This is a genomic window from Arthrobacter sp. ISL-95 (assembly GCF_018613695.1).
GTDB lineage: Bacteria > Actinomycetota > Actinomycetes > Actinomycetales > Micrococcaceae > Arthrobacter.
In genome coordinates, this window is record NZ_JAGGPR010000002.1 from 1 (window position 1) to 14320 (window position 14320).

The 14320-nt window shown below is 63.1% G+C and carries 15 protein-coding genes and 1 pseudogene; 10 read left to right on the plus strand and 6 right to left on the minus strand.

The genetic code is table 11. The features are described from left to right. The 3 genes and pseudogenes from J7I86_RS01075 to J7I86_RS01085 form a co-directional block, all read right to left on the minus strand. Positions 1-533 (minus strand): annotated as a pseudogene (locus J7I86_RS01075) (hypothetical protein); the annotation flags it as partial. Positions 534-577: 44 nt separating this feature from the next. Beyond that, a complete protein-coding gene (locus J7I86_RS01080) occupies positions 578-1072 on the minus strand; it encodes a DinB family protein (protein WP_214814954.1) in 495 nt (164 codons plus the stop codon). Beyond that, the gene (locus J7I86_RS01085; RefSeq protein WP_214814955.1) at positions 1069-1500 is read right to left on the minus strand and encodes a VOC family protein; all 432 of its coding nucleotides are present in this window, start codon (positions 1498-1500) and stop codon (positions 1069-1071) included. Before J7I86_RS01085 ends, J7I86_RS01080 begins: the two co-directional genes overlap by 4 nt. Before the next feature lie 47 nt (positions 1501-1547). Here J7I86_RS01085 and J7I86_RS01090 point away from each other — a divergent pair, with 47 nt between their 5' ends. The 3 genes from J7I86_RS01090 to J7I86_RS01100 are packed head-to-tail and all read left to right on the plus strand — an operon-like array spanning position 1548 to position 3464. Next, positions 1548-2036: a hypothetical protein gene (locus J7I86_RS01090; protein ID WP_286179152.1), complete on the plus strand. Its 489-nt coding sequence runs from the start codon at positions 1548-1550 to the stop codon at positions 2034-2036. 52 nt (positions 2037-2088) lie between these two features. Continuing rightward, a complete protein-coding gene (locus J7I86_RS01095) occupies positions 2089-2778 on the plus strand; it encodes a hypothetical protein (RefSeq protein ID WP_214814956.1) in 690 nt (229 codons plus the stop codon). Further along, positions 2775-3464, plus strand: coding sequence for an SDR family NAD(P)-dependent oxidoreductase (locus tag J7I86_RS01100; protein ID WP_214814957.1), 690 nt, complete (start codon positions 2775-2777; stop codon positions 3462-3464). Before J7I86_RS01095 ends, J7I86_RS01100 begins: the two co-directional genes overlap by 4 nt. 143 nt (positions 3465-3607) lie before the next feature. On the opposite strand, the gene J7I86_RS01105 is transcribed toward J7I86_RS01100, so the two are convergent. Further along, positions 3608-4108, minus strand: a complete 501-nt coding sequence (locus J7I86_RS01105) for a GNAT family N-acetyltransferase (protein ID WP_214814958.1) — start codon at positions 4106-4108, stop codon at positions 3608-3610. Between the two features lie 125 nt (positions 4109-4233). Beyond that, positions 4234-6600, minus strand: a complete 2367-nt coding sequence (locus J7I86_RS01110; RefSeq protein ID WP_214814959.1) for a glycoside hydrolase family 3 N-terminal domain-containing protein — start codon at positions 6598-6600, stop codon at positions 4234-4236. Positions 6601-6811: 211 nt separating this feature from the next. Here J7I86_RS01110 and J7I86_RS01115 point away from each other — a divergent pair, with 211 nt between their 5' ends. The 4 genes from J7I86_RS01115 (at position 6812) to J7I86_RS01130 (ending at position 10785) form a co-directional block, all read left to right on the plus strand. Beyond that, entirely contained in the window at positions 6812-7918 is a 1107-nt protein-coding gene (locus tag J7I86_RS01115; protein ID WP_214814960.1) for a Gfo/Idh/MocA family protein, read from the plus strand. 61 nt (positions 7919-7979) lie between these two features. Beyond that, positions 7980-8990, plus strand: a complete 1011-nt coding sequence (locus J7I86_RS01120) for a PmoA family protein (protein ID WP_214814961.1) — start codon at positions 7980-7982, stop codon at positions 8988-8990. 1 nt (position 8991) lies between these two features. After that, on the plus strand, positions 8992-9738 hold the full coding sequence (locus J7I86_RS01125) for a cupin domain-containing protein (RefSeq protein ID WP_214814962.1): 747 nt from the start codon (positions 8992-8994) through the stop codon (positions 9736-9738). 24 nt (positions 9739-9762) lie between these two features. After that, complete coding sequence (locus J7I86_RS01130) at positions 9763-10785, plus strand: LacI family DNA-binding transcriptional regulator (RefSeq protein ID WP_214814963.1); 1023 nt, start codon at positions 9763-9765, stop codon at positions 10783-10785. Between the two features lie 38 nt (positions 10786-10823). Here the strand turns inward: J7I86_RS01130 and J7I86_RS22575 are convergent, their stop codons facing one another. Further along, positions 10824-11237 carry a hypothetical protein gene (locus J7I86_RS22575; protein ID WP_286179153.1) on the minus strand — a complete coding sequence of 138 codons (414 nt, stop codon included), beginning with the start codon at positions 11235-11237 and terminating at the stop codon, positions 10824-10826. A 266-nt stretch (positions 11238-11503) separates the two neighbouring features. Between J7I86_RS22575 and J7I86_RS01140 the strand changes: the two genes are divergently transcribed. The 3 genes from J7I86_RS01140 to J7I86_RS01150 all read left to right on the plus strand — a co-directional run bounded on the left by J7I86_RS01140 (position 11504) and on the right by J7I86_RS01150 (position 14314). Then, positions 11504-12241, plus strand: coding sequence for a GAF and ANTAR domain-containing protein (locus J7I86_RS01140; protein ID WP_214814964.1), 738 nt, complete (start codon positions 11504-11506; stop codon positions 12239-12241). A gap of 64 nt (positions 12242-12305) precedes the next feature. After that, the gene (locus J7I86_RS01145) at positions 12306-13670 is read left to right on the plus strand and encodes an MFS transporter (protein ID WP_214814965.1); all 1365 of its coding nucleotides are present in this window, start codon (positions 12306-12308) and stop codon (positions 13668-13670) included. An 8-nt stretch (positions 13671-13678) separates the two neighbouring features. Further along, complete coding sequence (locus J7I86_RS01150; RefSeq protein ID WP_286179154.1) at positions 13679-14314, plus strand: hypothetical protein; 636 nt, start codon at positions 13679-13681, stop codon at positions 14312-14314. Positions 14315-14320 lie beyond the last annotated feature (6 nt).

Here is a 14320-nt window from a genome sequence, read left to right on the forward strand (position 1 = left end):
GCCTGCGCCGCAACGACCTGCAAATACTCCACGCTCCGCGAGATCTCCTCAACCCGGCCCGCGAAATCAGCAGCCTCAACAAACCCCAACAACCGCACCCCACCGGTTGCGGACAAGCGTGCGGAGTCCAGAAGTGCAGCGGCGTCTTCAAGAAGTCCAGTCAGCTCCGATCCCGAAACCGCAACGGGTTCAGGACACTGAGTGTCAAAACATTGGACTGGCTGAGCAGACTTGGAGCCAGGGCCGGTCTGGGGATTCAGCTGTGGTTTAGGGTTCGATCCTGTACTTTGGGCCGAAACGTCGGCCAAGGCGGGGCCCGTGAGCGATGAAGCCCGGGCGGTCCTAGCCAGGCTGCTGACCAGCCCGACGCCGTGAAATGCGCCGGTGATGGTGACGGGCGCCGTCGAATCCTTAAACCCGGCCCTAAGCAAGTCCGGCGTACTCAAGAAGCGTCGTGACCGGACAGCGGTCAGGGCAGCCACAGCGGGGGACAGTTCCGCCCTGGGTGCTGTTAGCTGCCCTGTATCTTCCATAAAAACATCATGTCAGGGGGGTCCGACATTTTTAGGGTGCCCGGCTACCGGGTGATCTGCTCCCGCAAAATATCGGCGTGCCCGCAGTGCTGTGCGAGCTCACGCAGCATGTGCAGGTACACCCACCGTAGGGGGAGCGGGCCGCGGCGGTTTCCCAACACAAGGTCATCAAGCCCAAGAGGAGCCGCGGCACGCCTGGAAGCTTCGCACGCCTCCCGGTGAGCCGCCTGGATGCTGGCAATGGTGTCCGCGTCGTTCAGGATGAACGACTCGTCGGGTGTGGCCGGAATGCCGATCTCGCTGCGGGGACGGGACGTGATGGCTTCGTCGAACCAGACCTTTTCCACGAAGGTCGCGTGCTTCACCAGGCCCAGAAGTGTTGTACGGGAAGGTACCAGCGAGCGGCGCGCTTGCTCTTCCGTGAGTCCATCCAAGCACTCGTTGAGCGCCCTGCGGTGCTCGTCCAGGAAAGCATCGAACTGGGCCCGTGCATCCTGGTTGATGACATCCTCAGCGAACGTCGGCGGTGTGGCGCTCATCCGAAAACCACCGTTCCGTCGTCGTCAATCCGCCAACCGGGATTGTGTGCGATCTCCCAAACGATGCCGTTCGGGTCCTTGACATGGCCGTGGAAGATGCCGCCGAAAGCGCCGGCCTGGGCGGGTTTCAGCACAGTCGCCCCGGCCGCGGTCAGGGCGTCGATGGTGCTGGAGACTTCCGCCGAGCTGCCGACGTTGTGGGAGAGCGTCACTCCGCTGATCCCCGGCGTCGGAGCAGTGGCCCCGAGGTCCTGATCGAACTTTTCGGCGTCGAACAGGCCGAGCATCAGCCCCGGCGCAATCTGGAAGAAGAGGATTTCACCGGGAACGTCCATGGCCGGATCCCAGCCGAGCCCGTCCTTATAGAAGGCGCGCGCGGCGTCCAGATCCTTTGTGGCGAACGTGAGGAAATGCAGTCGCTGGTCCATACGGGAATCGTAGCGGGAAGGTACGACGGCGGTGCCACAATGAAGGAATGGCCAAAGCAGCTCATACCAAGCGCCGCAGGGTGGAGTCGTGGATTCTTGCCGTAGTGCTGGCAGTGTTCCTCACGATTAGCGCTGCGGGGTGTAGCCCTTCTCTGGGTTCACTGCCGTGCATGCCCCCCGAATATAGCGTGACCCCTTCGTCCGCAAAGCTTGGGGGAGTGGTAACGGTTTCGGCCCTGGATGCCACGTGCAATCCCCGTTATGGCGGCAACACTCAGGTCCGCATTGTGTTCACCGACGCCACCGGAGCTGACGTGCTCAACACCACGGCGCCCATGTCTGACAAGGGCGGCTTCGCCTTCACCACAGAGGTTCCCCTGCAAACGGCAGCGGGTGAGGTGGCCGTTTATGCCGCGCCGGAGGGAGTCGACTGGTGTGACGACACGGGTAAGAACAACCGGGCCCGTCCAGACGAGGCCGAGCTGGAGATGGCCTCCTGCGCGAAGCCCATGAAGCCCCTCAACATCACGAACTAGACCCAACGGCCAGTCCTGTTGAGACCCGGTCCAAGCGTGGGAGGATGGAGCAGTGGAACCCCTCTTCGACTTCCTTGGCCATTACTGGTGGCTTATTTTCCCTATCGGCGGCATGGCTGGTGGCTGGGCAAGGTCGTGGTCCAAGGCCAGCGAAGAACGACACCGCCGCAAGGTGGAGTTGCTGAAGTTGCGGAACCAGCTGGCCGTGCACGAGGAAGCCAACCAAGCCGAAGTAGTCTCGCTCGTCGCAGCGCACGATTCCGTGAATCACCGGTGGCTGGAATACGAGCTGGACGTAGGTAACCTCATCGATTTTCCGCTCATGACGGACGTGCGCGAACCGCTCACAGTCGCGTTCCTGCGGGCCAAGAAAGAGGCCGACGGCTTACGTCCCGCCACTCCTGAGGAGATCTCGACGCCGGCCAGGCTGGCTGAGTATCGGGCAGCCGTCCACAGCTACGAATTGGCTTTCGATGTTGCCGAACGCGAAGCCAGGCGCATCAAGGACGGCAACTTCTCCGGCCCGGAACGGCAACGCCTGGCGACTGCAAGGAAGCTCCTGCGCATCGCCGAGGACACCGCGGCCACCCCCGCCGAACGTCAAACGGCGTACAAGCGTGCCCGCAAGGAACTCGATGGCCTGATCGTCCTGCCCGAGGCCACCGTTGCCGCGCTCGAGAACAAGATCATCAGCATGCTGGATTCCCGCAAGGACCCCGAGTCGGACGTCCGATCCGTTTGACGCCGAGGAGAAGGCTCGCCGTTATCACGGGTGCCGGCCGCGGACTGGGAAAGTCTCTGGTGGATGAATTCTCCGACGCCGGTTGGGCAGTTGTCGCACTCACAAGAACACCGACGACGTCGGTCGACCGGCAGCACGTCATGGCAGCCACTCACGACGTCCGGTATGAGCCAACCGCCGAGCTGATGTCAGCCATCGGCAACCGGCCCGTTGATGTGCTCATTAACAATGCCGCCCAGGGAGCTCCGCACGCCAAATTGGGCGGCATCGCAGCAGCGGGCGTTCTGAACGCCGTTGACGTCAATGTCGCTGGACCCCTGCGTCTGGTGCAGGCCCTCTTGCCTCAGTTGCTGGCTGCGCCAGCCCCAGCGGTCATCAATGTCACGTCGCGCTTGGGCTCTGTGACGGCGCAGGCCCGCGGTGACTACTCGGATCTCTCCACGAGCTACGCTTACAAAATCTCCAAGGCTGCACAGAATATGTTGACTATTTCCCTCGCTCAAGACCTCTCGGGCCGGGTGCGATGCTGGGCGGTTCACCCGGGCAAATTGGCCACAGGAATGGGCCAGGCCGACGCGTCCAAGGATCCGCGGGTCGCGGCCCGTGAGTTGAGGGAGCTGCTTGATTCCGAAGACCGTACATCGCCACGCTTCATTTCACTGGGAGCGGCAGACCTCGCCTGGTAGCGGCGCCCTTACTCGCGGCCTTCCGGCCTGTGCGTTCCTCACCCTCTTTGAACCAATAAGACCCATAAACAACCAACATCGGCTGAATTTGGGCCCTCCGAGGATCAAAGTAGGTGATGGCGGCACACCATACCGGACTCCAGCTAGCTGAACTCAACGCCCATCACGGTCCGCGCCACGGATCCGCCCAGATCGTCCCCAAGGTGCCGCATTCCGAGCCGCTCAGCAACCCGGCGGGAAGCCATGTTCTCCGGGTGAATGATGGCAACGAGGAGTGGCACTCCAAGGACATCCCGCGCGAAATTCCGGCAAGCCAACGCTGCCTCTGTTGCGTAACCCAGTCCCTGCGCGTCCCGGCGAACGTGGTAGCCCACTTCGAGTTCTGACTGCCCGTTAACCTGTTGCCACGTCAACCCGCAGTCGCCCACGAACCCGCCGTCGTGCGTTTCAACGATCCACAACCCGTATCCGTGGCGGGCGTAGTTGTCTTGGTTCCACTTGATCCAGGCCGCTGACTCATCCCGTGATTTGGGCGCCGGGTAGTACGTCATGACGTCGGGGTCACCCAGCATGGAGCTCATCAGATCGAGATCAGCCATTGTCATCTCGCGGAAGCGCAGCCGGGCAGTTGGGCGGGGGAGCATCCCCGAAGCCTACCCGTAGCAGGGCGGTACCTTCCTCACCCTCTTTGAACTCGCAAAGCCCGCGAATCAACCAGTTTCGGCTGAGTTAGGGCGTCCCGAAATCCAAAGTAGGTGATGGCGGCACACTATCCCTGCCGCACGCTCACCGGTGTCAACATTTCACGCTCGAAGCCCACCACGCGACGCGGCCCATCAAGGATCACCTCATGCGAAGCAGCATCGGACGTGCTGGACGTGGAAACATGCAGTTTCACCAGCCCGGGCGTCACCACACGCTGGAGGTCCAGCCCCGTGAAGGACGTGCGGTCCGCGTGAACCACGAAATCCACGACGGCGAACGCGCCGGCTTCCAGCTCGACGCGGGCGTAGCCGATCAACTCGCGGACCGGACGGACCACCTCGCCCACCGGATCCTCGAGGTACAGCTGCACAACCTCGGCGCCATCACGCGAACCAGTATTCGTCACCGTGCAACTCACAAGCACCGAGTCCGACGTCGACATTGTGGGCGCGCTGCATTGATGACCGGTCAACTCAAACGAGGTGAAGGTCAGTCCATGCCCGAAACCGAACAGCGGGGACGGGTCCAGCGCGCTGACTCCGCTGGGTCCTGCAAGCTTGGAATGAAGGTATGTGCCGGGCTGGCCGCCTGGGGAGCGCGGCACTGATACGGGCAGCTTCCCGGAGGGATTGACGACGCCGGTGAGCACGTCCCAGAGTGCCTCGCCGCCTTCTTCGCCCGGGAAGAACCCCTGGACGATCGCGTGGGCCCGGTCAACAAAGTCGCCCAGGGCATAGGGTCGTCCGCTGAGAACCACCACCACAGCGCGTGTCCCGGAAGCCTCGCAGGCAGCGAGAACCCGGTCCAGCATCCGGTGCTGATCGCCCGGAAGGCGGAGGTCGGCGGCGTCGTTCCCTTCGCCAGAGGTGCCGCGGCCAAACAGCCCGGCATTGTCGCCAACCACCACCGCGCACGTGTCTGCGGAGGATGCCACGTGGCAGGCTTCGGCGATCTGCTCTTCGGTGGCCGCTTCGCAGTTGCCGGTGACGGAGGTGAGCACGGGCCCAAAACGTGCAGAAGCAACAGCTGCCACGGACGGTACCGAAATACCCATGGGCACCTCCGGATGCGACGCGCCAACGTGGGCGTCGAAGGAGTAACAGCCAAGCATCGCGAAAGGGTCCTCAGCCAACGGCCCCACCACGCCCAAAGAACCGGACGAAGCATCCAGAGTGAGGGGCAACGCCGGAGCACCTCGGAACTCCCTGTTGCTCAACAACACCAGGGACTGAGCGGCCATTTCCCGCGCCAACGCCCGGTTCTCGGCCGGATCCAGCTCAATGGCATCGGAGTCAGCCGGTCCAGGCAACACCGGCGGAACGGCAGAGAACTCCGATGACAACAAACCAAGCTCGGCCTTCTGCGTCAGCACCCGGCGCAGGGCCTGATCAACCACGGATTCATCCAGCACGCCGTCGCGGATACGCCGCAGCAGCGGCTCACCGAAACAGTTCACAGTAGGCAGTTCAACGTCGACGCCGGCACTCAAGGCCAGCACTGCAGCGTCACCGGAGTCAGCGGCTACTCCGTGCGTGATGTCCAGGAAAGCAACGCCGAAGTAGTCGGCCACCACTGTCCCGGCGAAGCCCCAGTCCTCACGAAGCAGCCCGGTCAGAAGGGCGCGGTTCGCGGCGGCCGGTACGCCGTCGACGTCGGTATATGCGTGCATCACCGAACGCGGACCTCCGTGGCGGATCGCCATTTCAAACGGCGGCAGCATGACGTCGGCAAGTTCGCGAGGGCCCATGGAGACGGGCGCGTGGTTGCGTCCGGCTTGGGATGCCGAGTAGCCCACAAAGTGCTTGAGAGTTGCCACAATCCCCGTGGATTCCAAGCCTTGCACATAGGCAGTGGCCACCGTCCCTACCAAGTAAGGGTCTTCGCCGATGGTTTCCTCCACTCGGCCCCAGCGGAGATCACGTACAACGTCCAGTACGGGAGCCAGGCCTTGGTGGACGCCCAGGGACCGCATGCTGGCCCCGATCCTGGATGCCATTTCCCGCACCAACGCAGGGTTGAACGTGGCGCCCCAAGCGAGTGGTACGGGGAAAGCCGTAGCCTTCCACGCGGCCAGACCTGCCAGGCATTCCTCGTGAACCTGCGCCGGTATCCCGAAGCGGGACGCGGCCATGATCTGTTCCTGCGCGGCGGCCAGGCGGCGAGCGCCCTCGGCGGGTTCCACGGGAACGGTGCCGTACATGCGGGTGATCTGCCCCAGGCCGTTGGCGATGATGTCATCCCAGGAGCGCGTGTCGCCGGCCATCTGGCTTTGCAGCGGGGCCACGGAATCGCCGTCAGTGGAAGCGTTGACCCATACTCCCACCAGTTGCGCGAGCTTCTCCTCAAGGGTCATCTCACGGATGAGGTGCTCGACGACGTCCAATGTGGGTATGCGGGCAGGTGCTTGCTGATCGGCGGCGCCGGTGCTCACAGGCTTCTCCTTGATTCTGAAGATGATTTTTAGAAACTATCAGAAACTTCTCATTACTTTCCATAGTCAGAATTCCTTGACTTAGCTCAAGAGTGCTCCCTAGCGTTGAGGAATAGCAGCGAGCTGCCTGTATTCGAGCAGTGGAAAGCTACCCAGCAGTTTTAGAAACTTTCGGATTTTATTCACCTCATATCCTGACGGAGAGACTCTCATGCAGACGTACAGAGTGGCCATTGTGGGCACGGGCGGGATAGCGGCAGTGCACGCATCCAACCTGGCCCGCACAGATGATCGGGCCGAGCTTGTGGCGGCGTGCGACGTGGACGACGCGCGCCTCCAAGCCTTTGCCGACCAGCACGAAATAGTAGGCCGTTACCAGACCCTTACGGAGTTGCTGGCTGAGTCCAAGCCCGACATCGTGCACCTCTGCACCCCGCCCATGATGCACATTGACCAAGCGATCGAGTGCCTCGAAGCGGGCGCACACGTCCTGTCCGAGAAGCCGCCGGCCCTTAGCCTGGCCGACTTCGACCGACTCAACGACGCTAAGGCCAAGGGCGGTGCGCAGTTCTCGTGCGTGTTCCAGCACCGCTTCGGCGACGCTTCGGCGGCCGCGCAGAGCTTGATTGGCGGCAGCGATTTCGGTCGCCCGCTCGTTGCCCGCTGCGACACCCTCTGGTACCGCCCGGACGAGTACTTCGACCTCCCCTGGCGGGGCACGTGGAAGGCGGAGGGCGGGGGACCCACCATGGGGCACGGCATCCACCAGTTCGATCTCCTCCTCCACCTGCTTGGCCCATGGGAGGAGGTCAACGCCATCGCATCAAGGCAAGCCCGCGCCACGTCCACCGAGGACTTCTCCGCCGCGTTGGTCCGCTTCGAGAACGGCGCTGCCGCCACCGTGATCAACTCGCTGCTCTCACCGCGCGAAACCTCGGACATCCGCATCGACTGCGAATTCGCCACGATCGAACTCAGCCACCTCTACGGCTACAGCACCAAGGACTGGACCATCACTGCCGCGCCCGGACACGAGGACACCGTTTCTTCTGCTTGGTCAGGTCAGCCTCTGGAGCGGGGAAGCGGACACTCCGCCCAGTTCCTGGCCATGTATGACGCGCTCGACGCCGGACTGCCGCTCCCAGCCGGCGCGGACTCAGCGAGGCAAACACTGGAGTTCGCTGCCGCGATTTATGCTTCTGCCTTCACCGGTCAGCCCGTGCGCCGGGGAGACATTGTTCCCGGGCACGCCTTTTACGAGGGCATGGACGGTGAGGGGCGCGGCACCCGCGTCCTGGCTTCCACAGCCCGCGCCTGACTCCTTCAGTCCGCCCGATTCCTTCATTCCGCCTGATTCCTTCATTCAACGGAGAACCTTGATGACCGTAACACTTGTTTCCACAGAGACCGAAACCCTCAGCTATTCCGACGACGGCCGTTCCCTGACCTTCACAGTGGGTACCCAGGACATCGCCACCTATACGTATTTACCCAGCGATGACCAGTACGAGAGCCCCCGCCCTTTCTTCCACCCGCTCACCACACTGGAAGGGGATGAGGTCACCATTTCCCGTCCGTGGGACCACGTATGGCACAAAGGTCTTTCCTGGGCATTGCCGAACGTAGGTGAGCACAACTTCTGGGGCGGCGCCACGTACACGCGGGAGACGGGCTACGCCAACCTGGACAACAACGGGGCCATGAACCACCAAGGCTTTAGCAGCATCGAAGACTCCGGCACCTCCATCACCGCCACGGAAACGCTGCTGTGGACAGCCCAACCAACAGCCCAGCCAACCGAATCCGGGCAGGCAGGCAAACCCCTCATAAGTGAACAGCGTTTTATCAGTGAACAGCGCCTCATCAGTGAACAGCGTCGCTTCGCCATCCAACTCCTTCCCTCCGGAAACGCCTGGGCACTCCTCTTCGAAACCACCATGGACAACGTCTCCGGCGCACAGATCGACATCGGCAGCCCCACCACCGAAGGCCGGGACAACGCAGGGTACGGCGGCTTGTTCTGGCGTGGACCAAGGTCCTTCACCGGCGGCGGTTTCCGATCCGAAAACGGGACCGGCGCGGACGAGTTCATGGGCACCCGTTCACCTTGGATCGCGTTCACCGGCCAGCACGACGTCACGTGCCGAAAATCCAGCATCCTGTTCGTCGAGGATCAGGCGAACCCCGGAGCTTCCAACCAGTGGTTCGCCCGCTCCTCCATGTTCGCCTGCCTGGGCTCGGCCCCGTTCTTCAGCGAAGTAGTCCCCCTGAAGGTGGGTGAACCGCTCACGTATCGGTACGCCGTCGTCATAGCCGAAGGCGCACTTGAGGACGGGCAGGCCACCGCGCTCGCCGATTCCGCAAAGTCCGCGCTGGATGCCTGGGTCTGAGATGTGCACATCTTTCCCGGGCGCCACGGCAGTGTCCGAGGTCAGTATTTACGGCTGGCCGGGATCCGATGGTGCCGCCGGAGGGTCACCGCACATGCATACGGCGTCCACGGAGGCGTATGTGGTGCAGCAGGGGAGCGGCCGTTTGGAGACCTTGGATTCGCGGGGCTTCACCTCCACTCCTCTGGTGCCCGGGACGGTTGTGTGGTTTACGCCCGGCACCATTCATCGCGCCATCAATGACAGCGGCGATCTCAGGGTGCTCGTGGTCATGCAGAATGCGGGGTTGCCGGAGAACGGTGATGCCGTCCTGACCTTCCCGGCCGAGCATTTGGTGGACGTCGGGGCTTACTCCCGGGCGGCGTCGCTGGCGTTCAAAGACGCCGACGCCGGTGACGCGGCGGCGGAGGCGGCTGCGCGCCGTCGTCGTGATCTTGCGTTGGAGGGGTATTTGGAGCTGAAGGCTGCGGTGTTGGAGTCGGGGGTTCCGGCGCTGGCGGACTTCCATGCGGCCGCGGCTCGGTTGGTTCAAGCCAAAACTGTCAGCTGGAGGGATCTCCTCAGCGGGGGAGCTGAGCGACAGGCGGCGGTCACGGGGCAGCAGTTGGACTCTCTGGGTTCCTCGGAAAGTTTCTACTTGCAGGAGGCGAGGACTACGATGGGCGAACGGAAAACCCGCAGGATCTACGGCATGTGCGGCCGGATCCAGGCGTGGGAACTTTCCGAAACTGCAATGGTCGGGACGTAAATTCCGGCTGGAAGGTGAGGGACCATGGTGACCAAGCAGGATTCGGGTCGGGCAACCATCAGCGAGATCGCGCGGGAGGCGGGCGTCTCGGTGCCAACGGTTTCCAAGGTCCTCAACGGCCATGCCCACGTCGCTGCGGCCACCCGTGCCAGAGTTGAAGAAATCATCGCCAAGCGCGACTACGCCCGCAGGCCTGCCAAGCGCAGCAAGAAGGCCGGCCTCATTGACTTGGTGTTCCCGGGCATGGGCTCGGAGTGGGCGTGCGAGATCATCGAGGGCGTGGAGCGCGTGGCCCAGGAAGCGGGCTACGGCACCGTGGTCAGCAGCCTGTCCTTGGACGGTTCGCGGATCCGCCATTGGCTTGCAAACCTCGCGGAGCGCAAGTCCGACGGCGTGCTTCTGGCGGTCTACGAACTGGACTCCAAGCAGATCCAGCGCATCAAGTCGCTCGGCATTCCTGTAATCCTGATCGACCCCGTTGGGCAGCCGGGGCCGGACCTCATGACCGTTGGGGCAGCCAACTGGGATGGTGCCTTCTCAGCCACGGAGCACCTTTTGAAGCTGGGCCACACGCGGATCGGCATGATTGGCGGCCGTGAGGATCTGCAGTGCAGCAGTGCCCGTGAGGACGGGTATCTGGCTGCTTTGCGGCGGGGCGGAATCGAATCAAATCCCGCGCTCATGGTGCCGGGAGATTTCTCCACCGAGTCCGGCGCCCGGGGGACCGAAGCCTTGCTGGCCCTGAAGAACCGGCCCACCGCGATCTTCACCGGCAACGACGCCCAAGCTCTCGGTGCGTATCGGGCTGCCCGGGCCGCCGGGCTGCGCATTCCGGAGGACCTCTCCATCATTGGCTTTGATGACATTCCAGCTGCCGAGTGGATCGAGCCCGGCCTCACCACCATCCGCCAGCCAGTAGTTCAGATGGCCGAAACTGCCATGCGGGCACTGCTCCGCCACCTTGAAGGTGACGAGGAGCTGCCGCAGCGGATCGAACTGGGAACGGAACTGGTGGTGAGGGGCTCGACGGCGGCACCGGTCGCCTAGATCGCGCGCACAGCCCTGGGCCAGTCAGATAGCGGTTTCTAACCCCGGCCCATGCTCGTGGACGGGTCTCCGCCGCCCTCCGAGGGGTCTGCGCGCAGATCGTCAGGATCTCCCGCGGGCAATCCTGCCGGGCCGGGAACGTCGCCGGAGGTGGTTGGGACGTCAGCATCCGATTCGTCGTCGCGGAGGGTGTCGGCGTCGGGTGTGTCTGCGTCGCTGTGGCTCTGGCCAGTGTCCGTAGCCGACCCCTTAGCTGTGCCCGTCGATGGCTTGTCCGGTGAGATGTCCTCGTCCATAGCGTTGGAGCCCTCGCTGATGGAGGAGTGAACCTGGATGTCGTCGTCCTTCTCGCCAGGCTCGGGCACATGCCCGTCGTTAACGGGATCGGAGGTGCCGGCCAGGTCTTCCATTGCGTTTTCGGTGGCCTTGCGGATGCTGTCTTCAACGCCCATGAGATGTCTCCTTTGAACGAATAGTCCGTATCACGGATCTCGGTTTGTATTAGTAAGCCTACTTACTTCTGCGATCATGCGAAACCGCTACCGGGGTTGACAAATGGCTGTCCGTTACTCATGTATCCGCAGGTCAAGACCGCCGGGCCGCACTTTGTACCGTTGATCGTTGGACGATAAGGTATTGCCAGACCGTTTTGCAGAGGGCGGCAATATTCGCTCCTTTGCTGTCTGCTGGGGACGCATTTCAGTCAGTAGGAACGTGCATGGTCAACCCCCGCCCTGAGCAGGAAGCTCTCCAGAACGGATACTTTTTAGATCTCGTCCTGGGCAGCGAAGATGTCGAAGCTTTTCTCGGCGATCTCGCGGCTTTCTCCGCCGAAAGCCTCTCGCGCCCGGAAGCGCCCGTCTTTTGTGGCATCACTGTATTGCGTCGTAAGAAGTCGGCCACCGCGGCCAGCAGCGATGACCGCGCCAAAGCCATGGACGAGCTCCAAAATGACTTTGATGGCCCCTGTCTCACGGCCATGGACAAGCTCACTCCGGTGATGGTCCCGGACCTTCTTCGGGAACACCGCTGGCCGGAGTACGTTCAGGCCGCCTCGCATTCAGGCCTGCGATCCATCCTTAGCGTCCCCCTTCTGGTTGAAGGCGATACCCGTGCAGCCTTGAACCTGTATTCCGAGCAGCCTGACGCTTTCAGCGCCGAGGACATAGAGCGGGCCGAAGTTTTCGCGTCCCACGCCGCTAAGTCGTTGCGCCTGGCCCTGAAGATCGCGCAGCTCAGCGACGCCCGGAACGACCTCGCGGCAGCCATGCAGTCACGCACTGTGATCGACCTTGCGGTGGGCGCCATCATGGCGCAGAACCATTGCAGCCAGGACGAGGCATTCACCATCCTCCGCACCGCGTCCAGCAACCGCAACATCAAGCTGCGGCACTTGGCGAAGTCCATCATCTCCGCCGTCTCATCGGGGAAAATCACCACGCACTTCGAGGAGTGAGGCGCGCGTCCGCTCTGTGGCCCGGTTTCGTGACCTAAGGCAACCATGGAGCAGACTTAGACGGGTGACCGCCAACAAACCACGCCCCGGCCTTGCGATTGCTGCGCTGAGCCTCGGGACGGCGCTGAACCCGTTGAACTCGTCCATGATCGCCGTGGCATTGGTGGTCTTGCGGGAACATTTCGAGCTCGACGTCGCAACCGTCACCTGGGTAATCACCTCGTTCTACCTGGCGTCCGCGGCGGGCCAACCGCTCATGGGCCGGCTCGCTGATCGCTTCGGTCCCCGGCGGCTGTTCATGTTCGGCATGGCCTTGGTGGCGGTGACGTGCGCGATCGCGCCGTTCCTGCCCAACTTCGCTCTGGTCTGCGTGGCTCGTGCGCTCATGGCTGTAGGGACCGCGACGGCGTACCCGTCCGCCGTCGTGATGGTCACGGAGCTGAGCCGGCTGGCCAACTTGCCCTCCACACGGCCGTTGGGCCGGATTCAAATGGCGAATACGTCCGCTGCCGCCATTGGCCCCGTAGTGGGCGGGCTCCTTGTGAGCCTGGTGGGGTGGCAGGCGCTGTTCGCAATCAACGTGCCCATCGCTTTGTTGGCTCTGTTGGTAGTCCGCCAGGCAGCGCCCGCAGATGCCGGGCGCGAGACCGGCAAGCTCGGCCAGCTCATCCGTGATTCCGACATCCCCGGCATCCTGGCTTTCGTCACCTCGCTGATGCTGGCCATGATGGCACTGCTCAACGTGCTGCCCGGTTACCGTTGGTACCTGCTGAGCGCCGCCACTGTTATCGGCGCGCTGTTTGCTTGGCGTGAGCTGCGTTTCCAGCCACCGTTCCTGGACCTCCGCTTGCTGGGCCGGAATCGACCACTGTTGCTGGTCTACCTGCTGTTTGTGGTGTTCAGCGGCGTCTACTATTTTGCGTTCTTCGGCCTTCCGCAGTTGCTGCAGGAGGCAGGGAATTACGACGCCGGTGTGGTGGGCCTGCTGATGCTGCCCCTAGCGGCGTTGTCGGTTGTGGTGACGCCGGTGACCGTGAGGTTCATTGAGCGGTTCGGCGTGCGTTCAGTCCTCATCACCGGGGTGTTGATTCTGACCATTGCGGCCGGCACTTTGGGGTTCCTGACCATGAGTTTGTGGGCTCCGCTGGTGTTCGTGCTTACTGCCTTGATGGGTGTTCCTTATGGCGTTGTGAGTACGGCTTCGAACCAAGGCCTCTACGTTTCGGCCCGTCCCGAGGAGCGGGGCGTGGCTGCCGGGATTTTCCAGACGTGCCGCTACCTTGGGGCCATCACCGCGACTGTGCTGATCGGCGTGCTGTACGGCCCGGGAGTGAACCAAGCCAACTGGGGGATCATGGTCCTGGTGATGCTTGGCCTCAGTGCTGTGGTGCTGGTGCTGGCCGTGATGTGGCGCAAGCCCGCGGTTTAGGAGGAGCAATGGCTCGATCAGTGGACTTTGACATGGACCTGCACAGGGACGGAGAGGGCGCTTTCGGCCCGGAATCCTTGACGGCGGGAGCGATGCTGCCCTTCGAAGGACGAACCCGGATGCTGGGGCCGGACGGCTTGCCCGCAGGCGTGCTTGAGGCTGAGCGCGACGGATGGATATCGCCCAACAACCCGATTCTGGTGCGCGGGCTGGCCAAGATCCTGCCGCTCGCCTGGCGGGGCCATCCGCGCAGCGGCTTCAACCCTGGCGTCAGTTCGAGTGAGATTGCGGTGTTTGCGTCAAGGATGCAGTCTGCCGGGATGTACTGGGCGGGACCTTGGCGGGTTCTGGATCTGGAGACGCGTAGCTCAGACAGCATCGGCTCTTACACGGCGGCCCTCCGTTCAGCGGGGGCCACTCACGTGGATTGTTGGACGTACTCCGAGGCCGTAGGGCTCGCACTCGTTTGGGCCGGGTCCGAAGACGCGGGAACTATGTCCCTGGCGCTGCACATGGTGCCGGCCAGCTGGGTGTCTGAACCCCGCGCCAAAAAGGCTGTGCCCGGCGTCGATGTCGGGTGGTCCTGGGCTGAAGTGATTGACCTGTACGCCAGTACGCACCGCGGAACTGCTGGAACGCTGTGAGGTGAG